Below are 21,268 nucleotides of genomic sequence, written 5' to 3' on the forward strand. Positions count from 1 at the left end.
TCCCATGGCATGGTTCGATCGCATGAAGTCCGGCCTGTCGAAAAGCCGGGAGAAGCTTCAGGAATCCATCAACATGCTCGTCTTCAAGGGTCCCGAAGTCGATGAGGACTTCTGGGAGAATCTCGAAGAGACGCTGGTCATGAGCGATATCGGATATCCGGCGGCGTTCAAGATCTCGGTCGACATGCGCGACGCGGCGCAGAGGCGCGCCCTTCCTGACGCTCCTGCGATCCTCGAAGAGCTGAGCGCGCAGATCGCGCGCGGCTTCGCCGTGCCCGAGGAAGGCAACCCGCTCGACGAGCGTCCGCTGTGCGTCCTGCTCGTAGGCGTGAACGGATCGGGAAAGACGACGACGGCCGGCAAGATGGCCGCCGAGGCCAAGGGCCGGGGCGACACCGTCGTTCTCGGAGCTGCGGACACCTTCCGCGCCGCGGCCATCGAGCAGCTCGAGGAGTGGGCCCGCAGAAGCGATGTGCCCATCGTCGAGCGCGAACGCGGATCCGATCCCGCAAGCGTCTGCTACGAGACGCTCGACGAAGCCGAGCGCATCGGGGCGGACCTTGCGCTCATCGACACGGCCGGGCGCCTCCACACCTCGCCCGATCTGATGCGCGAGCTTCAGAAGGTCACGTCCGTCGTGCGCAAGCGGTGCGCCTGGCGCGTGGTCACCGTGCTCGTGATCGACGCGACCGCAGGCCAGAACGGTTTGACGCAAGCCAAGAGATTCGACGAGGCGCTCGACCTCGACGGCATCGTCATGACCAAGCTCGACGGCACGGCCAAGGGCGGCATCGCCCTTGCGATATCCTATGAGCTGGGACTTCCCATATTGAAGATCGGCGTCGGCGAAGGAATCGACGACCTTCGCGATTTCGACGCGCTCGACTACGCCCGTGCGCTCACGGGCAGCGAGGAGTAACGCATGCTTGAGAGCCTATCCGACCGACTTCAGGGGGTTTTCGGCGGCCTGAAATCGAAAGGACGCCTGACCCCCGACGATATCGACGCGGCCATGCGCGAGGTGCGCATGGCGCTGCTCGAGGCCGACGTCAACTACAAGGTGGTCAAGACCTTCGTCGCCAAGACGAAGGAACGATGCATGGGCGCCGACGTGCTCGAATCGCTGACGCCCGCCCAGAACGTCGTGAAGATCGTCCTCGACGAGCTCACGGAGCTTCTGGGCGGCACGTCGTCGCGCATGGTGCTGACGAGCCGCATCCCGAACGTCATCATGCTCGTGGGCCTGCAGGGCTCCGGCAAGACGACGGCCGCCGCGAAGCTCGCGTACCTGCTGAAGTCCAAAGGGCACAGCCCGCTGCTCGTGGCCTGCGACACCTACCGTCCTGCCGCAGCCGATCAGCTCGAAACCCTCGGCAGCGAGATCGGCGTGAAGGTGTTCCGCGGCGATGGGGCCCATCCGGTCGGCATCGCGCAAGAAGGCGTTCGATTCGCCATCGACAACCTGCGCGACGTCGTCATCGTCGACACCGCCGGCCGCCTGCAGGTCGACGAAGCCATGATGGCGGAAGCCGCCGATATCAAAGCCGCGGTCGAACCCGATCAGATCTTCATGGTCGTCGATGCCATGACCGGCCAGGAAATCGTCAACGTGGCTTCCGCCTTCGCCGAGCGCGTCGATTTCGACGGCGCCATCGTCTCGAAGATGGACGGCGATGCCCGCGGCGGCGGCGCGCTTTCCCTCATGCAGGTGACGGGCAAGCCCATCAAATTCATATCCGCAGGCGAAAAGCCTGACAGTCTTGAAGAGTTCCACCCCGACCGTATGGCCAAGCGCATCCTCGGCATGGGCGACGTCGTCTCGCTCATCGAGCAGGCGAGCCGCATAGAAGCCGACGAGGCCGAGCGCGCCTCGGCGGAGCGCATGGCGCGCGCCCAGTTCACGCTCGACGATTTCCTCCAGGTGAAGAAGCAGGTCGCCCGTCTCGGGGGCATCTCGAAGCTCGTGAGCGCGCTTCCCGGCGGCGACCGCGCGATGGCGTCGGGCAAGGTGGACACCGGCGCGCTCGACCGCATGGAGACCGTCATCTTCTCCATGACCTCGTATGAACGCGCGCATCCCGATGCGCTCAACGCGTCGCGCCGCCGCCGCGTCGCCGCGGGCGCAGGCGTGACGGTCCAGGACGTCAACCAGGTCATCAAGCAGTTCAACGAGACCAAGAAGATGATGAAGCGCACGATGTCCCAGGTCGATCCCAGTGGAGGCGGCAAGAAAGGGAAGAAGGGCAAGCGCGGCAAACGCCGCCGTCCGATGCTTCCCGGCGGCATGTCCATGAAGGATCTGAAGGCCATCGAGGATATGATGGACGGCCGGAATCCCTAGGATTCACGCATCGCCCCGCCCGCCCCGACGTTTCAGTTCGATTTCGGGGAAGGCGGGGCTTTTCGTCTATAATCGCCTTGCTGTGAAACCTAGAAAGGGGTTGGTATGACGACAAGGGTTGGCATTAACGGATTCGGTCGCATCGGTCGTCTCACGTATCGCGCGATGGCGAACGATCCCGACATCGAAGTCGTGGCAGTCAACGACACGGGCAGCATCGAAGCCGCAGCGTATCTGCTTAAATACGATTCCGTGCACGGCCAGGCGTTCGAGACGGTCGAAACCTACGACGAAGGCTTCGTCGCCGACGGCCGCAAGGTCAAGGTCCTTTCCGACCGCAACCCGCTGAACCTGAACTGGGGCGATCTGGGCGTGGATGTGGTCATCGAATCGACCGGCGCGTTCCGCAAGGCCGAAGACGCGCGCATGCATATCGAAGCCGGCGCCAAGAAGGTCCTCATCACCGCCCCGGGCAAAAACGAGGACGCCACCATCGTCATGGGCGTTAACGATGAAGTCTACGACAAGAGCATCCATTGCATCGTCTCCAACGCGTCCTGCACCACGAACTGCCTTGCACCTATGGCAAAGGTGCTGCTCGATAGCTTCGGCATCGAACGCGGCTACATGAACACCATCCATAGCTATACCAACGACCAGCGCATCCTCGACGGTTCCCACAAGGATCTCCGCCGTGCCCGCGCTGCGGCCCTTTCCATGATCCCGACCACCACGGGCGCGGCCAAGGCCGTGTCCCTCGTGCTTCCTGCGCTCGCCGGCAAGCTCGACGGCTTCGCCACGCGCGTTCCGACCCCCGATGCCTCTATGGTCGATCTGACGGTCCAGCTCTCGCGCCCCGTCACCAAGGAAGAGGTCAACGCCGCGATGAAGGCCGCCGCCGCGGGGGCCATGAAGGGCTACCTCCAATACTGCGACGAACCCATCGTATCGACCGATGTCATCGGCAACTCCTCTTCATGCGTCTTCGACAGCATGCTCACCATGGTGCTCGGCGGCACGAACGATCTGGTCAAGGTCGTCGGCTGGTACGACAACGAATGGGGCTATTCCAATCGCGTGAAGGATCTCACGAAGATCCTCATGTAAGGCGAGATGCTGCAAAAGGGGGCCGTCGCGCAAGCCGCTTCGAGAAAGCGGGACGCGACGGCCCTCGTGCTTGGCACGCCTGCGAAAACAGAGAAAGGAGCATGCATCCATGCCGATCCAGAGCGTCGAGACCGCTGAGGTCGCCGGCAAGCGAGTCCTCGTCCGCGTCGATTTCAACGTTCCCGTCACCGACGGGCGCGTGACCGACGACACCCGTATCAAAGCGGCGCTTCCCACCATCGAACACCTCGTCGAACGGGGCGCCAAAGTCGTGCTCATGAGCCATTTCGGCCGTCCTCGCGGCACGGGCTTCGAAGCGGATTTCTCCCTCGCTCCCGCTGCGGCCCGCCTCTCCGAGCTCATCGGCCGCCCGGTGGCGATGGCATCCGACGTGACGGGCGAGGATGCCCGCGCGAAGGTGGCGGAGCTTTCCGACGGCGCGGTCGTGCTGCTCGAGAACCTGCGCTTCGACGCACGCGAGAAGAAGAACGATCCGACATTCTGCGAAGAGCTCGCAGCGTTCGGCGACCTCTATGTCAACGATGCGTTCGGCTGCGCCCATCGCGCGCACGCATCGACGACCGGCGTCGCGAAGCTGCTTCCCGCCTATGCCGGCTTCCTGCTGAGCGCGGAGGTCGAAACGCTCTCGAGCGTGCTCGACGCGCCTGAGCGTCCGTTCGTGGCCATCCTCGGCGGCTCGAAGGTCTCCGACAAGGTCGGCGTCATCGAATCGCTCATGGACAAGGCCGACGTCATCATCGTGGGCGGCGGCATGTGCTTCACGTTCCTGCTCGGCCAGGGCAAGGCGATCGGCGCCTCGCTCAAGGAGGATGACTGGGTCGATCGTTCCCAGGACATGCTTGCGCGCGCCGAAGAGGTCGGGTGCGCGATCATGCTGCCTGAAGACGTTGTCTGCGCAGACCGCTTCGCAGAGGATGCGAATGTCGTCACCTGTTCGGTCGACGCCATGCCTGCCGATATGATGGGACTCGACATCGGACCTGCGACCGAGGCATCGTATGCCGCGGCCATCGCCAGGGCCAAGACCGTCTTCTGGAACGGCCCCATGGGAGTCTTCGAGATGAAGCCGTTCGCGCATGGCACCAAGGCCGTGGCGGATGCCATGGCGGCGAATGAAGCCGCGACGACGATCGTCGGCGGCGGCGACAGCGTGGCGGCCGTGAACATGTTCGGCATGGCGTCGGAGATGTCCTTCATCTCGACCGGCGGCGGCGCCGCGATGGAGCTCGTGGAAGGAAAGGCGCTTCCCGGCGTCGAGGCTTTGAGGAGGTAACCCGATGCGTAGACCGCTCATCATCGGCAATTGGAAGATGAACAAGACTCCGGCTGAAAGCGTCGTGCTCTCGCAGGGGATCTCGAACCGCTACGACCGCGCCTGGGATGCCGTCGACGTGGTGCTCTGTCCGCCCACCATCGACCTGCGCTCTGTGGTCACGGTGCTCGATTTCGATAAATCCCTTGTCGAAACGGGTGCGCAGAACGTCCATTGGAAACCTTCCGGCGCCTTCACGGGCGAAACGAGCATCCCTATGCTCAAGGATGTAGGCTGCACCTGGTGCATCGTCGGGCACTCCGAACGGCGCGAGATGTTCGCCGAAAGCGACGAGACCGTCAATCTCAAGGTGCGCGCGCTCTGCGAATCCGGGCTGCATCCGATTATCTGCGTGGGGGAAAGCCTCGCCATGCGCGAGTCGGGCGCGACCGTGCCCTTCGTCGTCGACCAGGTGCGTGCGGCCTTCGCCGGACTCGAACCGGAAGAAGCTCGGCTGGCGGTCGTCGCCTACGAGCCTGTCTGGGCCATCGGAACGGGACGCACGGCGACGCCGGATCAGGCGCAGGAGGTATGCGCAGCCATCCGCGCGACGCTCGCGGATCTGTTCGGCGTAGGCGTCGCCGATGAGATGCGCGTTCTATACGGCGGCTCCATGAAGCCTGAAAACGTCGAGGGCTTCCTTGCGCTCGCCGATGTCGACGGGGGGCTTATCGGCGGCGCCTCGCTCAACGTCGACGATTTCGCCTACCTTGTCGCTGCGGCCGCGACGATACGTTAGATCCAGCCGGACGGCACTATCCGTCCGGCCCTGTTCCAGAGGAGCCTCGAGATGCACCACGACATGCACGAATACACCCTGCCGGCCCTGCTCGTCATCATGGACGGCTTCGGAATCGACGAGGCGGGAGAAGGAAACGCCATTTCGCTCGCATCCACGCCGAACCTCGACCGATATTGGAAGACCTGTCCGCGCACGACGCTCGAGGCCTCGGGAGAAGCCGTGGGGCTTCCGGCGGGCCAGATGGGCAATTCCGAAGTCGGGCATCTCAACATCGGCGCCGGACGCGTCGTGCATCAGGAGCTCACGCGCATCAACACCGCCTGCGCCGACGGGTCCATCGCGCGCAGCGAGGGCGTTCAGGCGGCGTTCGAGGCCGCATCGACGCCGGGTTCCGCCTTGCACCTGATGGGGCTCTTCTCGGATGGCGGGGTGCATTCGCACATCACGCATCTGCTCGCGCTCATACGCCATGCCGTGGCGGCGGGCGTTCCCGATGTGCGCGTCCACTGCTTCATGGACGGCCGCGACGTTTCGCCGACGAGCGGCATCGGATTCGTACGCGAGCTCGAGACCATGATCGAGGAACACGAATGGGGCGATCGAGTCCGCATCGCATCGATCTCCGGGCGCTACTACGCGATGGATCGCGACAACCGTTGGGAGCGCGTCCACGCGGCTTGGGATGCCGTCGTCTGCGCGCAGCCTCTTTTCGACCAAGCGCCCGAGGCGTTCGTGCAGGCTTCCTATGACGCGGGCACGACCGATGAATTCATCGTTCCCGGCGCATTCGACGGGCGCGGCGTCGTCGACGGGGATGCGGTCCTCTTCTTCAACTTCCGCCCCGACCGCGCCCGCCAGATCAGCCGCGCCTTCACCGAACCCGATTTCGACGGCTTCGTGCGCGGGCGCGCGCCTCGCGTGACCTATGTCTGCCTGACCGAATACGACCCGACGCTCGATGCGCTGGTCGCCTTCCCGAAGACCTTTCCCGAGCATGTGCTCGCCGACGTCATCGCCGATGCAGGCCTCACGCAATACCACACGGCCGAAACCGAGAAGTACGCGCACGTCACCTTCTTCTTGAACGGCGGCGTCGAAGAGCCCAAAGCAGGGGAGACGCGCAGGCTCGTGTCTTCGCCGAAGGTCGCGACCTACGACCTGCAGCCCGAGATGAGCGAACCCGAGGTTGCGCGCACGCTCGTCGAGGCGATCGAGTCGGACGTCGCGGACGTGTATATCGTGAACTTCGCGAACTGCGACATGGTGGGGCACACGGGCATGATTCCCGCCGCCCGCGCCGCGGTCGAGGCGGTCGACGCCGGCGTCGGTTCGGTCGTCGACGCCGTCTGCGCCAAAGGCGGATTCGCGCTCATCACCGCCGACCACGGCAACGCGGACAAGATGATCGCGGAGGACGGATCGCCCCATACGGCCCATACCACCGCGCCCGTGCCGCTCATCCTGGTCGATGGGACCGGCGCAGGCCTCGGCCTGAAAGACATGCACGGCGCGCTCTGCGATATCGCTCCCACGATGCTCGAGGCGATCGGGCTCGACCGGCCGGCCGCGATGGACGGACGCTCGCTGCTCGTATAGCTCCCCTGCCGTCTGCCGAGGGATGGCCGTTCTCGCGTCTAAAGACGGGCGATGCTCGTACAATCGCCCGTTAAACATCCACGTATTCGTGGCGACGCTTGAAAGGAACCATCATGATCGCAGTCATCAGGAAAGGCGTGTCGGACGCTCGCGTTGCCGAGCTATGCGAGCGCCTCAGAGAACGCGGACTTGAGACCCATGTGAGCGTCGGCACCTATCAGACGATCATCGGCCTCGTCGGCGACACCGCGTCCATCGATATCCGCCTCCTCGAATCGCTCGATGAAATCGAACAGATCAAACGCGTATCCGAACCGTTCAAGAAGGCGAATCGCAAGTTCCATCCGGAAGACAGCGTCGTCGAGGTCGGCGGAGTGAAGATCGGCGGCGGGACGTTCACCGTCATGGCGGGTCCGTGCTCCGTCGAAAGCGAAGAGCAGTGCATGATCATCGCCGAAGCCGTAAAGGCCCATGGCGGCGCGATCTTCCGCGGAGGCGCGTTCAAGCCCCGCACCTCTCCCTATGCCTTCCAAGGCATGGGCAGGGAAGGACTCGGCATTCTCTCGGCCGTCAAAGAGCGTTTCGGCCTTCCTACGGTGAGCGAGATCATGGATGCGCATGACCTGCCGTATTTCGAAGATATCGATATCCTGCAGGTGGGCGCGCGCAATATGCAGAACTTCACGCTGCTCAAAGCCCTCGGCGCCCAAGACAAGCCCGTTCTGCTCAAGCGCGGCATGGCGGCTACGATCGACGAGCTTCTGATGTCGGCGGAATACATCATGGCGGGCGGCAATCGAAACGTCATCCTGTGCGAACGGGGCATCAGGTCGTACGACACGCGCACGCGCAACGTCTTCGACGTCTCCGCCATTCCCGTGCTGCGCGAACTCACCCATCTTCCGATCGTTTCGGACCCGAGCCACGCCACCGGGCGCACGAGCCTCGTGACGCCGGTCGCGTGCGCGGCCGTGGCCGCCGGCTCCGACGGTCTCGAGGTCGAAGTCCATCATGACCCGAAGCACGCGCTCTCCGATGGCGCCCAAGCGCTGCTGCCTGAACAGTTCGCCGACATGATGCGCCGATGCGCAGCCATACGCGATGCGATTCGCGAGGAGTAGGGCGATGCCGTCTTCAGCGAAGCGTCGGGTCGATCTCGACCTCATCACGCGTTCGGGCACGCCGGGCGCGGTCGGCATCGTGGGGCTCGGCCTCATCGGCGGGTCGTTGGCGAAGGCCTATGCGGAAGCGGGCGTGACGGTGTATGCCGCCAATCGCACGCGCTCGACGCTCGAGGCCGCCATTGCGGAAGGCAGCGTCGCCGCCCCTCTCGACGATTCGACCATCGAGCTGTGCGATCTGGTCGTCATCGCGCTATACCCTCAGGCCACGGTCGATTGGGTGCGCGACCATGCCGATGCGTTCGCAACCGATGCGCTCGTGGTGGACTGCGGAGGCGTCAAGCGTGCGATATGCGCGCCGTGCTTCGCCGTCGCATCGTCTTACGGCTTCCACTTCATCGGCGGCCATCCGATGGCCGGCATCCAATACTCGGGCTTTCGCCATGCGCGCGTCGATCTGTTCGCAGGACAATCTTTCGTCATCGTGCCTCCTGAAGACTGCGACCGCCGCGTCGTCGACGCCTGCATCGCCTCTCTTTCTCCCTGCGGGTTCAAGCGGTATTCGATAGCCACGCCCGAGCGCCACGATGAGATCATCGCCTATACCTCCCAGCTTGCGCATGTGGTGAGTTCGGCGTTCATCAAGAGCCCGACGGCCCGAGCGCATTCAGGGTTCTCGGCCGGAAGCTATCGCGACCTCACGCGCGTCGCGGAGCTGAACGCGGGCATGTGGACCGAGCTGTTCTGCGACAATGCCGATTACCTGAGCCTTGAGATAGGACGCGTGATCAAGGAGCTCTCTCGATACAAGGACGCGCTCGACGCCCGCGATGCCGACACGCTCGAGGCGCTGCTCGCCGATGGCACGCGCGCCAAGAGAAGGGCCGACGGACGCTTCAGCGATGGGGGAGGCGCCTCATGACGGCCGTCGACGTCCATGCCTCGAAAGACTACACGGTATTCATCGACGAATTATCGCTCGACGATATCGGCGGCTTGGCGCGCAGGGTGTCGGGAGGAGACGCGGCGCTTATCGTGAGCGACGGCAACGTCGCGCCGCGCTATCTCGCCCGAACCCGAGCGTCTCTGGAGACGGCAGGCTATCCTGTCTCGACCTTCGTCTTTCCCGCAGGGGAGAAGTCCAAGACCCTTTCGACATTCGCGCGCGCCATCGATGCCTGCGCCGAAGCCGGCCTGACTCGTTCATCGGTCGTCATCGCGCTCGGCGGCGGCGTCACGGGCGACATCGCGGGGTTCGTCGCGGCGTCCTACATGCGCGGTTGCCGCTGCATCCAGATGCCGACATCGCTTCTTGCCTGCGTCGACTCGTCGGTCGGAGGGAAGGTCGGAGTCGATATCCCTGCGGGCAAGAACCTGGTCGGCGCGTTCTTCCAACCCGATGCCGTGCTGATCGACACAAGCCTTCTCTCGACGCTCGACCCCGTGTTCTTCACGGACGGCTGCGCCGAGATCATCAAATACGGCGCCATTCGGGATGCCGCGCTCTTCGAAGAACTCGCATCGCCTCTTATGCCGGGGGATGCGCGCCTGCCTGACATCATCGCGCGCTGCGTCGCCCTCAAGCGCGATATCGTCGAGGCCGACGAGCGGGAAAGAGGCCTGCGCAAGCTTTTGAACTTCGGGCATACGGTCGGGCACGCGATCGAAAGCCTCACGGGCTTCCAGGTCCATCACGGATTCGCGGTGGCAACCGGCATGGCGGTCGTGACGCGCGCTGCAGCGAGGAGCGGTCTTTGCGCGCTCGATACGCTCGAGCGCATCGAGCGGATCGTGCAGGCATACGGATTCGATATCGAAACGCCGCTTTCGCCGCGCGCCCTTGCCGAGGCTATGCGCGCAGACAAGAAGCGCACGGGTGACGCCATCGGCTTCATCGTCGTCGACGCCATCGGCACGGCCGCCATACGCGAAGTGCCGATGAACGGCATCGAGGCGTTTCTCGAGGGCTCTTGCGCGTCGATTCATCCATCCTCCCTCACGTCCAAGGAGCGCTCATGTCATCGTGCATAGGCAAGAACATCACGGTTTCCCTCTTCGGCCAGAGCCATTCCGCGGCCGTAGGCGTCGTCGTCGACGGGCTGCCGGCCGGGATCCGCATAGACAAGGAGCGCTTGCAGGCGTTTCTCGACCGGCGCGCTCCAGGCCGCACCCCCTGGTCGACGCCGCGCAAGGAAGCGGACGCGCCCGAATTCGTCAGCGGCATCGTCGACGGCATGACGTGCGGAGCTCCGATCGCCGCGCTCATACGCAACACGAATACGCGCTCCTCCGATTACGATGAGCTTCGTTTCGTGCCGCGACCGGGGCATGCCGATTACGTCGCCGAAGTGAAATACGGAGGCCGTCAGGATGTTTCGGGAGGCGGGCATTTTTCCGCTCGGCTGATGGCCCCGCTCTGCATCGCAGGCGGCATCGCCATCCAGGTTCTCGAAGGCGAAAGCATCCATGTGGGCGGGCATATCGCGCGCATAGCAGGAATCGACGACGCCGCGTTCCCAAGGCAGGGGCTTTCGCCCGAAGCGCTCCATGAGCCGGCGGGAAAGCCGCTGCCCGTCATCGACGATGCCGCCGGTGCGCGCATGATCGATGCGATCCTCGAGGCGCGACGCCTTTGCGACAGCGTCGGCGGCGTCGTGGAGTGCGCTGCCATCGGGCTTCCCATCGGCGTGGGCGAGCCTCTTTTCGAGGGGATCGAAAGCGCGCTGGCGCGCATACTGTTCGCCATACCGGCCGTGAAGGGCGTCGAGTTCGGATGCGGCTTTCATGCGGCGGACATGCGCGGAAGCGCGCATAACGATCCCTATCGCATGGTCGGCGGGCAGGTCGGGATCATCAAGAATGATGCAGGCGGCATCCTCGGCGGCATTTCGACGGGAGAGCCGGTCATCATGCGCGTGGCATTCAAGCCGACATCGTCCATCGCTGCCGTCCAGCAGAGCGTGAACCTGCGGACGGGCGAAGACGCCGATCTTACCGTGCACGGCCGGCACGATCCGTGCGTCGCGGCGCGCGCCGTTCCCATCGTGGAGGCTGCCTGCGCCTGCGCCCTGCTCGATCTCGTCATGGAAAGAAGGATGCGATGAGCGGCACGAACGGATCCGGCATGCCCGGGCTCGATGCGCTGAGGGCGCGCATCGACGAAATCGACGAATCGATGGTCGCGCTCTTCGCCGAGCGCATGGACATCGCCGAGGACGTCGCCGAGACGAAGAGCGCATCAGGCCGTCCGGTGCTCGACGCGACGCGAGAGGCTGCCAAGATCGCCCAGGTGACGCATTTGGCGCCCGAGCGCTTCCGCCCGTATGTCTCCTCGCTGTACGGCGTCGTCATGGCGCTTTCCCGCATGCGGCAGCATGTCGTTCTGGACGAATCCCAAGGCGAGCGCCTTGCGGACGGCGCCGTGAAACGCGAGGAGCTTCCTTCCTCGGCGCATACGGCCATTCAAGGCGTGGCGGGATCGTGGTCGCATGCAGCCGCGCGCGCCATGCTCGACGATGTGCATCCGGAGTTTCTTTCCAGTTGGGAAGACGTTTGCGCCTCCGTTGAATCGGATCGTGCGGATTTCGGCGTGCTTCCGCTCGAGAATTCGACCACAGGCACGGTGAACAGGACATGGGACCTCATCGCGCAGCACGGCCTGTTCATCGTGTCGTCCGCTATGCAGCGCATCGATCAGGCCCTTCTCATGAATCCCGGGCACGACGTCTCGGAGCTTTCTGAGGTTTTCTCACATGAGCAGGCGCTTCGTCAATGCGAACGATACCTCGAATCGCTCGGCCCGAACGTTCGCCCCACTATCTGCGAGAACACGGCCGTCGCCGCGCGTCGCGTCGCCGAATCCGGCAGGGGGGACATCGCGGCCATCGCATCGGAGCTCTGCGCGGATACGTACGGACTCGATGTCGTCGCGCGCCGCATTCAGGATTCGAAAGACAACTACACGCGATTCGCCTGCATCGCGCGCGAGTGCATCGTCACGCGCCGGGCCGATCGATCGTCGTTCGTCGTCGTGGTCTCGCACGAGCCGGGATCGCTGTTCCGTCTGCTCGGCCTTTTCGCAGCTCTCGGCGTCAATCTCGTGAAACTCGAGAGCCGTCCCATTCCCGGCAGCGCCTTCGAGTTCGGCTTCATGCTCGAAATCGAATCGGTGCCGGGCGATTCGACATTCGATGCCATCGCGGCCCAGCTGCCGGCATACTGCGAATCCTCACGCTACCTTGGAAGCTATCAGACGCACGGAACGGAGGTCGGACGATGAACGACAGGAAATTCGGCTTGGTGGGCCACCCGCTCGGTCACAGCTATTCCCCGCGCATCCACGAGCTTTTAGGATCGACGCCCTATGATCTCATCGATATCGCGGAAGACGAGCTCGAGCCCTTTTTCGCCCGTCGCGCCTTCGACGGCGTGAACGTGACCATTCCCTATAAGGTCGCTGCGCTTTCCCTCGTCGACGACGCATCCGAAGCCGCGCGCGCCATCGGATGCGTCAATACCGTCGTGAAGCGCCCGGATGGCACGCTCTTCGGGCATAACACCGATTACGACGGGTTCGCCTACCTGATCGATTCCCTCGGCGCCGACATCGACGGGCGGACGGCGGCCGTATTCGGCAACGGAGGCGCGACGCGTGCCGTCCTGGCCGTGCTGCGTGACAAGGGTGCCGCGCACATCATCGTGTTCGACCGCAAGGCCGACGGCAAAGGCGAGCCGGAAAGGCATGGAGGAACGTGCGAGGTCTGCGTGTGGGGATACGACGCGCTCGCTGACGCCTATGCGGCCGATCTGGTCGTCCAGACGACGCCGGTCGGCATGTATCCCGCCTGCCCGGCTTCGGTCTGCGATCTCGAACCCTTCGCCGCATGCGGCGAGAGCGGTCCAGGCGCCAAGGACGGCCTGATCGCGGTGCTCGATGTCGTATACAACCCGGCGAACACCGGCATCCTGATGCAGGCCGAACGTCTGGGCATTCCGCATGCGGGCGGCTTGGGAATGCTCGTCGCGCAAGCCAAGGCGGCCTCGGAGCTTTTCCGCGGCATCGCTCTCGACGATGCGGAGATCGAACGCATCGTGCAGGAGCTTTCCTTCGACATGCGCTCGATTGTGCTCATCGGTATGCCGGGATCGGGGAAGGCCGCGATCGGCGGCATCGTCGCCCAGATGCTCGGACGTCCGTTCGTCGACATGGATGCCGAGGTCGTTCGCGAGGCGGGCAAGTCGATCCCTCAGATCTTCGCCGAAGAAGGAGAAGAAGGGTTCCGCGCGCGCGAGCATGAGGCGCTCGTACGCATCGGGCGCATGAGCGGTGCAGTCATCGCCTGCGGCGGAGGCGTCGTCACGCGGCCGGAGAACTACGAGCCCTTGCATCAGAATTCATGCATCGTGCGCCTGATGCGCGACCTTGACGAGCTTCCGACCGATGGGCGCCCCTTGTCGCAGTCGAAGGGCGTCGCGATGCTCGCGCAGGAGCGCGAGCATCTCTATCGCGCATGGGGCGATACGGTCGTCGAAAACAAAGGCGACGTCGAAACCGTCGCGAAAAACGTCATCGCCGCGTGCCGGAATCTGCGATAGGGGAGGATTCATGGATCACGTTCCGCGCCTGCTCGTCATAAACGGGCCGAACATCAACCTCCTGGGCATGCGTGAACCCGGCATCTACGGCACGCAGACCTACCAAGACCTTCTCGATTCGGTGGCCGCGGCAGCCGCAGAGGCGGGTGTCGAGGTGACGTGCTTTCAGAGCAATCATGAAGGCGCCATCGTCGATGCCATCCAAGAGGCGCGGGGCGCTATCGATGGGATCGTCATCAATCCCGCGGCCTATACGCATACGAGCATCGCGATCCTCGACGCCCTCAAGGCCGTGTCCATCCCCTTCGTGGAGGTACATATTTCCGACGTCGCATCGCGCGAAGGCTTCCGTCAGGTCTCTTACATACGGCCGTACGCCGCGCTGACCGTTTCCGGCGAAGGCATCGGGGGATATCGGCAGGCAATTCTGTATTTGACGCGGCTTCTTGCGCATACTGCCTCGATACCGCTATAATCCTTAACTTGTGATTTCATCTATTTTTCGGTAAGGAGACCGCGAAGTGAACGCACTTCTCATCGTCATGCTCATCATATGGGCGATTTCCGGCGTCGGGCTGATCGTTTTCGTCATGCTGCATTCCGGGAAAGGCACCGGCCTTTCCGATATGATCGCCAGCTCGCTGTACTCCACGCAGACCGGAACGAACATCATCGAGAAGAACCTCGACCGCATCACGATCGCGCTTGCCATCGTGTTCATGCTGTCGCTGCTCGTCTTGATGATCATCTATCCGCAGGGCACGATCGTCCGGTAGTTTTTGAAATTGACCCTTGAAATCACGGGTCGCTTTGCTAATATTACCCACGTTGCTTTTGCAAGTCGGAGTGGTGGAACGGCAGACACGCTAGCTTGAGGTGCTAGTGCCTAATTTTCGGGCTTGCGGGTTCAAATCCCGCCTCCGACACCAGGAAATCGAAAGAGTCCCGCACGGGACTCTTTTTTTATAAGATGATAGATGCGAACGACCGAACGATTCCGAGGAATGCATGAGCCTCTTTGACTTCATACGACGCTTTCGAAGATCGGGCCGGCTGCGGCGCAGCGCCTCTTCCCGTGCGCCGCTGAGGCGGGGCGCTCACGAAGGCGCTGCGAGCAGGCACGGACGCGCGGCATCTGCATCGCGACAGGCATCCCGTGCTTCCTTGTCGATCAAGTCGGCATCGGGCCATGCTCGAACTGCCGCGCACGGCTCGCGCGTTCAGAGCCGCCACGCGAACCATGCGGCGGCATCGAACGTCTTCGCACGCATTCCCGCCCTGCGGTACGCGATGCTCGTCGCACTCGTCGTCGTGCTCGTCATAATCGTGCGAGGCGTGACGACTTGCACGGCATCGTTCGACGGCTCTTTCGGCGCTTCCGGCCCTCATCATGATGCGGACAAGGCGGCGTATACCGATATGCGCTCGTCGCGACATGCAGGAACATACGATTGGACGCATCTCTACGCGAACGGCGGCCGTTACACCTACGAGGTGGATGGGGTCGTGAAATCGCGTCTCGGCATCGACGTATCCTCTTATCAGGGCGATGTCGATTGGCCCTCGGTCGCGTCCGACGGCGTGTCCTTCGCTATGCTCCGTGTCGGGTATCGCGATGCCGCAACGGGCGATATCGCACGCGACCGTGCATTTTCCACCAACCTTGAAGGCGCCCAAGGCGCAGGCCTCGATGCCGGCGTCTACTTCTTCTCCCAAGCGACCAACGAAGAGGAAGCGAGGGAAGAAGCCGCCTTCGTCCTGTCCGAGCTCGATGGCGCGGCTCTCGAATACCCCGTCGCGTTCGATTCCGAAGTCGTCGCAGGCTCCCAACGCACGTCGTCTCTGTCGAACGAGGAGATGACGGCGATCGCGCGGGCGTTCTGCGACGAAATCGCCGCTGCGGGCTATACGCCGATGATCTACGGGAACGAAACCGACATGGCACGCTACGACTTGAATGCGCTTTCGGGCTACGGCCGCTGGTTCGCCGGCTACGGCGTCGTTCCGTCGGCATCCTTCGATTTCGCGCTTTGGCAGTACACGGAGACGGGGCGCGTCGACGGCATAGAAGGCAACGTCGATATCGATCTCGACCTCACGGGAGCCTGGTAGGGCAAAAGCGCCTCGCGGCTGCAGGGGCGAAGCGACGGTCTGAGGAGCTGCCTGCGATGCAGAGCGGAGCTATCATACTGCCGGGGAAGGCCGCAGGTTCGTTCGACCTTCCCACGGCGCAAGGGCCTGCGCCCCGTCGGTCCCTATTTGAAAAAGCGGCTCTTCTTGAAGAAGATGCCGAGCAGCACGCAGACGAGAACGGAAAGCCCGATAGGCAGGTACCACGACCCGACGATGGGCAGATCCGGCACGTTCATGCCGTAGAAGCTGAAGATGATCGTCGGCACGGCGAGCAACAGCGTGATCGTGGTGAGCGTGCGCATCGTGAAGTTCAGATTGTTGTTGATAACGCTTGAGAACGTATCCATCGTGCCGTTCAGGATGCTCGTATAGATGGTGCACATCTCGATAGCCTGACGCATCTCGATCAGCACATCGTCGAGCAGGTCGCGATCGTCTTCGTACAGACGGATATAGCGTCCGCTGCTGATCTTCGCCAACGTCGATTCCGCGCCTTTAAGCGAGGTCGAGAAATAGACGAGCGATTTCTCCAATGCGAGCATCTTGATGAGCTCGGCGTTGCGCATGGTTTCGCGCAGCACGCGTTCGGTGCTGTTGAACTGGCGGTCGATGTTGCGCAGATAGCCCAGGTAGCGCTGCATGATGTTGAGCATGATCTTCAGGATCAGGCGCGTCGAATGCTTGGTATTGACCTGTTTGATGCGTCCCGTCTCGAGCGCCCGAATGGTGTCGTTCGGCTTGAGGCTGACCGTGACGAGGATATCGCGTTTTTGCAGGAACAGGATGGACAGAGGGTGGGTATCGTATTGAACGATGGAGGCGTCTTCCGCCTCGTGCGCGTCTTCGATGAAGGGGCAGTCGATGATGATGAGCGTCTGATGCGCGTCGTCATCGAAATCGACGTGCGAGCTCTCCTCGTCGTCGAGGACCGACTGCACGAACTCGGGCAGCACACCGAGCTCGTCGCGCAGCCATGCGCGCTCTTCGAGCGTAGGAGCGACGATGCTCACCCAGCATCCAGGCTCGGGCGCTTCGAGAGGAAACGTGCCTTCAGGCGACGTCTTATAGCATGCGATCACGAAGGCCTCGCTTCCCAGAGAAATTCGAATCGGAGATCTCGGCAACGCCGGTACCGGCGGATGCCGCGCCCGAAAGCGCATACATTATAGGCAACGCACGCCTTGGCCTCGCGGTTCACATGAAATCAATCGAAGCGAAGGAATCTCAAAATCACGCTTGCATTCACCTAGGGGTTCGCATAGTATATGTCCTCGCTGGTTCGCCGGCACAGAAACGTGGGCGTTTAGCTCAGGGGGAGAGCGCTTCCCTGACACGGAAGAGGTCACAAGTTCAAATCTTGTAACGCCCACCATTCGCGGACATGGCTCAGTTGGTAGAGCACCACCTTGCCAAGGTGGGGGTCGCGGGTTCGAGCCCCGTTGTCCGCTCCAGAACTTCGAAGGCCCCGCCGAAACGCGGGGCCTTTTTCGCACATAGGAAACTTTCGTTATATATAAGCGGCGGCAAGGGATACGAGCCTCGCGTGCGTCGGTCGATTGCAGCGCTAGGCGGTTGCGAACTCACCCTTGCCGGCACAGGCTTCCGCCGCCGTCTTGCCGGTGAAGACCGCGAATCCCTGGCAGGATCCTTCGCAGATCGACACGTCGTACGCATCCCCGTACAGTCCGCCAGCATCGCATCCCGTGGCATAAAGGTTTGCAATGGGCATATTCTTCTCATCGAGCACTTGGCAATCGTTGTTGATCTTCATGCCCCCGACGGTTGAGAAAATACCGACTTTGAGTTCGAAAGCGTAGTAAGGACCTTCATCGAGAGCGAAAAGGTATTGCGGATCCTTGTTGAACTCAAGGTCTTTCTTCTCCTTGCAATACCCGTTATAGGCGTTTATCTCGGATTTCAGAGCATCCGCATCGAGCCCGAGTTCCTTCGCCAGCTCGTCGATCGTGTCGATTGGGCCGTGAACGGCCTCATTGCCCGCATCCTGCTGTTCTTTGAGTTGATCCCACAGCATGGTAAGAGGCTCGCCCGCATGTATGTACTCGCCGCATCCGAAGGTGCCTCCGTGTTCATACATGGTATCCATCTGCGCCTGCGTGACTATGGAAATGACGCGGTCCTGCATGGCCTGGGCGTCGCCGGAGAAGCTGAAGTTGCGCTCAGCGTAGTATTCGTTGACGAAACGTTTGGCATCTTGGTTGACCCAGAAGTACGGCTGAAACGCCGATGCGCAGTACAGATGCGTGCCATAATCGATGCCGGGAATGCACCCGCCATAGGGAACGATGCATCCGGGGGAGGGTGCAAGCACGCCGCCGGCCTTCCGAGCTGCATTGATGCCGAATCCCATGCGTCCGCCGGCACCCATCGGCTGGATACGATCGGGGTTTTTGCCGAATTCACGAATCATGTCAGGATTATCGGAATACCCGCCCGTAGCGAGAATGATGCCCTTCGATGCGTTGTACTGCTTGTACGTATCTCCTTCTTTTGCGACGATTGCTTTGGCCGCACCGTCGTCGACTATGATATCGACGGCTTCGCTGCCGGTTACGATCGTAGCGCCCGCAGCTTCGACCGCAGCAGCCCACTGCATAACGTAGTTGTAGCCGGAAGGCTGTCCTTCGGTGTATTCGTAAAGATGCCAGGTGTTGTATTCGTTGCCGCACATCGTCGATGTGCCGGTGAAAACGATGCCCTGCTCTTCCATCCATGCAATGTCTTCGCCCGAATCGTTGCAGTATTTGCGAAACAGGTTTCCATTCGCATACCAGTGATGGTAGTCCATCGCCATCGTGTAGATATCGTATCCGAGATCTGCAGGGTTTTTCCCGTTCTCTTTCTGTATATGGGAATCAAGCGCGAAGAGACCTTCGGTGAACAGAGAGGTGCCCCCTGTGGCGGGATGCTGTTCGAGCAGCACGGTTTTAAGGCCGAGTTCGGCCGCGCGCGTCGCCGCTGACATGCCCGCGCCTCCGCCGCCCACGACGACAACGTCATAATTCGCGGTTTCCCCAACGGTATAGCTTCCTGGATTCAAATAGCTCGAAGCATCCGTTTCGGTTCCAACGCCGCTTCCGGACATCGAACCTTTGGATGCTTCCGTGGCCTTCTCCGTGCATCCTGCAAGGCCGAAAGCGGCTAGCGCCCCCGTCGCTGCGGCGCCGGTTAAAAATGAACGACGATCCATGCCCGATTTCATGATGCCCTCCTAGGCTCGACTCGAGGAGCACGTGCTCCCACAGATCCCTACAACCTGCACGGTAGTCATTGACCTGCTCATACACTTCACCGTTGAGGTATGAATATTGTATGGATGCATATATAGACCTTAAAGGGTGAAAAGCTTTGACGTGCGATTTCGGCCTTTCGTACAATGATGCCGATAGGAAGCGAGGGGGCTCATGGGGCGTCGAGACATGCTCTCGGGAGAGACGGTCATCGGAAGAGACCGCCTTATCCGTCATCGAACTTGGGAGAATTTCGGATTCGGATGCACGTATGCCTGGCTTATGACGATGCTCTTCGGCGGGGGCGTCGGACGAATCGCAGGATTCGACCAGATGGTTCTTTCGATAGGATTCTTGCTCGCCGGTATCGGCGCAGGAGCGGTGTTTTCGTACGCATCCAAGACGAACGTGCGCGTCGCAGGTCCTATTCGTTCCGTCCCTCCGTTTCTCATCGGAGCGCTCGGATCCCTTATGACCGTACTGATATTCGTTCCTCTGGAAGGCCTCGCCCTTCTTGTCGTGCTTCCTATTTCCTGCGTGCTGTCAGGATGTTGCTATATGCTTCTCGTATTGCGCGGCAACGAAGTCTGGGCGCATGCCCGTGCCGAACGTGCGATGTTGAACGTCTCTATGGGATCTTTGTTCGCGATGCTGCTGTGCATCCTGTCGATCGTCATGCCACCGATCGTGTCGGCGGCGCTTTCGAGCGTCCTTCTGCTTCTGGGCAGCGTGATACTCAACATGACGCATGTCGGACGTCAGCAGGTGCGCAGGCATGGCGAGCCCTCTTCGATGGAACGACGTCTTCTCTTCAAGATCCTCGCATTCGTTGCATCGTTCTCTTTCGCACTCGGATCGCTTTCCGCACTGGCATCTCTTGATGCCTCGCCAGGCTTTCATATCGCCTTGATCGCAGGTCCCTTGGCTATGAGCGCCTGCATCGTCGCTATGACGGCACGGTTCTCGCCTTCGACGGCCTTCCGACGCATCCATCAGCTCGGAAATCCCATCATCAGCATCGGATGCCTCCTTGCGCTTGCTGCGACGAGCGTATTCGAGTTCGGATGCTCGCTTATGCTCGGCGGGATTGTCGCGTGCGATCTGTTCATGTGGTTCGTGAATGCTGAAATCGTTGCACGGACCAAGCGGCCGGCCGAGGAGGTCTTGGCTCGATCGTGCATGATAGAGGCGATGGCTGCGCTTGCCGGATACGCGACCGTCTCAGTCCTGGGACCTCTCCTCGGCGCGGGTGACCGAACATCGTTCGTGACGGCACTTGCGCTCATCTGCGGCATTCTGTCGGTCGTCGTCGGAAGTTTCGTGTTCACCTCGCACGATGCCCGACGGCTCATCGAAAGCCATCAGATGGCCGAACGCTCGTTCGTCCTTGCGGATGCATGTGCCGCGATTTCCGATGCATGCGGGCTTTCTCCGCGAGAACAAGAAGTCATGACCTTGCTTGCCGAGGGGCGCGATTCGCCCTATATCCAAAGCACGCTGGTCATAGCCCAGAACACGGCAAAGACCCATATGCGAAACGTGTATCGGAAAACCGGCGTGAGCAACAAGCAGGAGCTTATAGCATTCACGCATGAGAAGCTCGCCCGCATGAAGGACGAAGCGGTGCGCCCAAGCGATGTTTGACTACGGTATCCGCGGCGCATGCAAAACGCTGGCATGAATGCACATGAAAAGCATTCGATGCACGAATATAGAATGCGTTCGCGAATCGGATCGCATAAGGATTCGCTTCAATCTCCAGCGTGCGCCTGCGCATAACGATGTGGTTGCGGAAGCGGCAGCAAATAAAAGCTTGCACCCCGAATGGGGCTTCGGTATTATTCTCTCCTGCGCGGCTTTCGGTCGCGCGCATGGATGGCGAGATGGCCAAGTGGTAAGGCAGGGGCCTGCAAAGCCCTCATCACCGGTTCGAATCCGGTTCTCGCCTCCATCTTCGCGGACATGGCTCAGCTGGTAGAGCACCACCTTGCCAAGGTGGGGGTCGCGGGTTCGAACCCCGTTGTCCGCTCCAGAAACCAAAGGAAGGCCCCG

Annotated in this window: 18 protein-coding genes and 5 tRNA genes; 21 read left to right on the forward strand and 2 right to left on the reverse strand. The window is 62.0% G+C overall.

Annotated features, from left to right (window positions below):
* Positions 1-4 precede the first annotated feature (4 nt).
* The 16 genes from ftsY (at position 5) to HMPREF0762_RS00645 (ending at position 15,947) form a co-directional block, all read left to right on the forward strand.
* Positions 5-919: a signal recognition particle-docking protein FtsY gene (gene ftsY / locus HMPREF0762_RS00570; protein ID WP_006361379.1), complete on the forward strand. Its 915-nt coding sequence runs from the start codon at positions 5-7 to the stop codon at positions 917-919.
* A gap of 3 nt (positions 920-922) precedes the next feature.
* Positions 923-2,341, forward strand: a complete 1,419-nt coding sequence (gene ffh / locus HMPREF0762_RS00575) for a signal recognition particle protein (RefSeq protein ID WP_006361380.1) — start codon at positions 923-925, stop codon at positions 2,339-2,341.
* 105 nt (positions 2,342-2,446) lie between these two features.
* Positions 2,447-3,448 carry a type I glyceraldehyde-3-phosphate dehydrogenase gene (gene gap / locus HMPREF0762_RS00580; protein ID WP_006361381.1) on the forward strand — a complete coding sequence of 334 codons (1,002 nt, stop codon included), beginning with the start codon at positions 2,447-2,449 and terminating at the stop codon, positions 3,446-3,448.
* Positions 3,449-3,557: 109 nt separating this feature from the next.
* The gene (locus HMPREF0762_RS00585) at positions 3,558-4,742 is read left to right on the forward strand and encodes a phosphoglycerate kinase (RefSeq protein ID WP_006361382.1); all 1,185 of its coding nucleotides are present in this window, start codon (positions 3,558-3,560) and stop codon (positions 4,740-4,742) included.
* 4 nt (positions 4,743-4,746) lie between these two features.
* Positions 4,747-5,520 carry a triose-phosphate isomerase gene (gene tpiA / locus HMPREF0762_RS00590; protein WP_006361383.1) on the forward strand — a complete coding sequence of 258 codons (774 nt, stop codon included), beginning with the start codon at positions 4,747-4,749 and terminating at the stop codon, positions 5,518-5,520.
* A gap of 51 nt (positions 5,521-5,571) precedes the next feature.
* A complete protein-coding gene (gpmI, locus tag HMPREF0762_RS00595) occupies positions 5,572-7,119 on the forward strand; it encodes a 2,3-bisphosphoglycerate-independent phosphoglycerate mutase (protein ID WP_006361384.1) in 1,548 nt (515 codons plus the stop codon).
* A 113-nt stretch (positions 7,120-7,232) separates the two neighbouring features.
* Complete coding sequence (aroF, locus tag HMPREF0762_RS00600) at positions 7,233-8,240, forward strand: 3-deoxy-7-phosphoheptulonate synthase (protein WP_006361385.1); 1,008 nt, start codon at positions 7,233-7,235, stop codon at positions 8,238-8,240.
* 4 nt (positions 8,241-8,244) lie between these two features.
* Complete coding sequence (locus HMPREF0762_RS00605; protein ID WP_174222050.1) at positions 8,245-9,162, forward strand: prephenate dehydrogenase; 918 nt, start codon at positions 8,245-8,247, stop codon at positions 9,160-9,162.
* On the forward strand, positions 9,159-10,271 hold the full coding sequence (gene aroB, locus HMPREF0762_RS00610; RefSeq protein ID WP_006361387.1) for a 3-dehydroquinate synthase: 1,113 nt from the start codon (positions 9,159-9,161) through the stop codon (positions 10,269-10,271). Before HMPREF0762_RS00605 ends, aroB begins: the two co-directional genes overlap by 4 nt.
* Positions 10,256-11,344 (forward strand): chorismate synthase, encoded by a 1,089-nt coding sequence (aroC, locus tag HMPREF0762_RS00615; RefSeq protein WP_006361388.1) that lies wholly within the window; start codon positions 10,256-10,258, stop codon positions 11,342-11,344. Before aroB ends, aroC begins: the two co-directional genes overlap by 16 nt.
* Positions 11,341-12,519, forward strand: coding sequence for a bifunctional chorismate mutase/prephenate dehydratase (locus tag HMPREF0762_RS00620; RefSeq protein WP_006361389.1), 1,179 nt, complete (start codon positions 11,341-11,343; stop codon positions 12,517-12,519). The genes aroC and HMPREF0762_RS00620 overlap by 4 nt, the downstream gene beginning before the upstream one ends.
* Positions 12,516-13,835: a shikimate kinase gene (locus tag HMPREF0762_RS00625; RefSeq protein ID WP_006361390.1), complete on the forward strand. Its 1,320-nt coding sequence runs from the start codon at positions 12,516-12,518 to the stop codon at positions 13,833-13,835. Before HMPREF0762_RS00620 ends, HMPREF0762_RS00625 begins: the two co-directional genes overlap by 4 nt.
* A 10-nt stretch (positions 13,836-13,845) precedes the next feature.
* The gene (gene aroQ, locus HMPREF0762_RS00630) at positions 13,846-14,310 is read left to right on the forward strand and encodes a type II 3-dehydroquinate dehydratase (RefSeq protein ID WP_006361391.1); all 465 of its coding nucleotides are present in this window, start codon (positions 13,846-13,848) and stop codon (positions 14,308-14,310) included.
* A gap of 46 nt (positions 14,311-14,356) precedes the next feature.
* Positions 14,357-14,611: a preprotein translocase subunit SecG gene (secG, locus tag HMPREF0762_RS00635; RefSeq protein ID WP_006361393.1), complete on the forward strand. Its 255-nt coding sequence runs from the start codon at positions 14,357-14,359 to the stop codon at positions 14,609-14,611.
* A gap of 64 nt (positions 14,612-14,675) precedes the next feature.
* Positions 14,676-14,764: transfer RNA gene (locus HMPREF0762_RS00640), tRNA-Leu, on the forward strand.
* Between the two features lie 235 nt (positions 14,765-14,999).
* A complete protein-coding gene (locus tag HMPREF0762_RS00645; RefSeq protein ID WP_245935460.1) occupies positions 15,000-15,947 on the forward strand; it encodes a glycoside hydrolase family 25 protein in 948 nt (315 codons plus the stop codon).
* 143 nt (positions 15,948-16,090) lie between these two features.
* On the opposite strand, the gene HMPREF0762_RS00650 is transcribed toward HMPREF0762_RS00645, so the two are convergent.
* Complete coding sequence (locus HMPREF0762_RS00650; RefSeq protein WP_040618731.1) at positions 16,091-17,047, reverse strand: magnesium transporter CorA family protein; 957 nt, start codon at positions 17,045-17,047, stop codon at positions 16,091-16,093.
* A 218-nt stretch (positions 17,048-17,265) separates the two neighbouring features.
* Between HMPREF0762_RS00650 and HMPREF0762_RS00655 the strand changes: the two genes are divergently transcribed.
* Both HMPREF0762_RS00655 and HMPREF0762_RS00660 read left to right on the forward strand, forming a co-directional pair.
* Positions 17,266-17,340, forward strand: a tRNA-Val gene (locus HMPREF0762_RS00655).
* A 3-nt stretch (positions 17,341-17,343) separates the two neighbouring features.
* Positions 17,344-17,419: transfer RNA gene (locus tag HMPREF0762_RS00660), tRNA-Gly, on the forward strand.
* A gap of 113 nt (positions 17,420-17,532) precedes the next feature.
* Here HMPREF0762_RS00660 and HMPREF0762_RS00665 read toward each other — a convergent pair.
* The gene (locus tag HMPREF0762_RS00665; protein WP_006361397.1) at positions 17,533-19,188 is read right to left on the reverse strand and encodes an FAD-dependent oxidoreductase; all 1,656 of its coding nucleotides are present in this window, start codon (positions 19,186-19,188) and stop codon (positions 17,533-17,535) included.
* A 202-nt stretch (positions 19,189-19,390) separates the two neighbouring features.
* On the opposite strand from HMPREF0762_RS00665, the gene HMPREF0762_RS00670 reads away from it, so the two are divergent.
* The 3 genes from HMPREF0762_RS00670 to HMPREF0762_RS00680 all read left to right on the forward strand — a co-directional run bounded on the left by HMPREF0762_RS00670 (position 19,391) and on the right by HMPREF0762_RS00680 (position 21,248).
* Positions 19,391-20,860, forward strand: a complete 1,470-nt coding sequence (locus tag HMPREF0762_RS00670; protein ID WP_245935461.1) for a response regulator transcription factor — start codon at positions 19,391-19,393, stop codon at positions 20,858-20,860.
* A 233-nt stretch (positions 20,861-21,093) separates the two neighbouring features.
* Positions 21,094-21,167: transfer RNA gene (locus HMPREF0762_RS00675), tRNA-Cys, on the forward strand.
* Between the two features lie 5 nt (positions 21,168-21,172).
* Positions 21,173-21,248 (forward strand) — tRNA-Gly (locus HMPREF0762_RS00680).
* The last annotated feature ends 20 nt before the right edge of the window (positions 21,249-21,268 follow it).

The sequence above is a fragment of the Slackia exigua ATCC 700122 genome, assembly GCF_000162875.1.
Classification (GTDB): Bacteria; Actinomycetota; Coriobacteriia; order Coriobacteriales; family Eggerthellaceae; genus Slackia; species Slackia exigua.

What these genes read in the sequence shown, in the direction of transcription:
- ftsY (WP_006361379.1), top strand. Translation starts at nt 5, where the DNA reads ATGGCATGGTTCGATCGCATGAAGTCCGGCCTGTCGAAAAGCCGGGAG.
- ffh (WP_006361380.1), top strand. Translation starts at nt 923, where the DNA reads ATGCTTGAGAGCCTATCCGACCGACTTCAGGGGGTTTTCGGCGGCCTG.
- gap (WP_006361381.1), top strand. Translation starts at nt 2,447, where the DNA reads ATGACGACAAGGGTTGGCATTAACGGATTCGGTCGCATCGGTCGTCTC.
- HMPREF0762_RS00585 (WP_006361382.1), top strand. Translation starts at nt 3,558, where the DNA reads ATGCCGATCCAGAGCGTCGAGACCGCTGAGGTCGCCGGCAAGCGAGTC.
- tpiA (WP_006361383.1), top strand. Translation starts at nt 4,747, where the DNA reads ATGCGTAGACCGCTCATCATCGGCAATTGGAAGATGAACAAGACTCCG.
- gpmI (WP_006361384.1), top strand. Translation starts at nt 5,572, where the DNA reads ATGCACCACGACATGCACGAATACACCCTGCCGGCCCTGCTCGTCATC.
- aroF (WP_006361385.1), top strand. Translation starts at nt 7,233, where the DNA reads ATGATCGCAGTCATCAGGAAAGGCGTGTCGGACGCTCGCGTTGCCGAG.
- HMPREF0762_RS00605 (WP_174222050.1), top strand. Translation starts at nt 8,245, where the DNA reads ATGCCGTCTTCAGCGAAGCGTCGGGTCGATCTCGACCTCATCACGCGT.
- aroB (WP_006361387.1), top strand. Translation starts at nt 9,159, where the DNA reads ATGACGGCCGTCGACGTCCATGCCTCGAAAGACTACACGGTATTCATC.
- aroC (WP_006361388.1), top strand. Translation starts at nt 10,256, where the DNA reads ATGTCATCGTGCATAGGCAAGAACATCACGGTTTCCCTCTTCGGCCAG.
- HMPREF0762_RS00620 (WP_006361389.1), top strand. Translation starts at nt 11,341, where the DNA reads ATGAGCGGCACGAACGGATCCGGCATGCCCGGGCTCGATGCGCTGAGG.
- HMPREF0762_RS00625 (WP_006361390.1), top strand. Translation starts at nt 12,516, where the DNA reads ATGAACGACAGGAAATTCGGCTTGGTGGGCCACCCGCTCGGTCACAGC.
- aroQ (WP_006361391.1), top strand. Translation starts at nt 13,846, where the DNA reads ATGGATCACGTTCCGCGCCTGCTCGTCATAAACGGGCCGAACATCAAC.
- HMPREF0762_RS00665 (WP_006361397.1), bottom strand. Translation starts at nt 19,188, where the DNA reads ATGAAATCGGGCATGGATCGTCGTTCATTTTTAACCGGCGCCGCAGCG.
- HMPREF0762_RS00670 (WP_245935461.1), top strand. Translation starts at nt 19,391, where the DNA reads ATGGGGCGTCGAGACATGCTCTCGGGAGAGACGGTCATCGGAAGAGAC.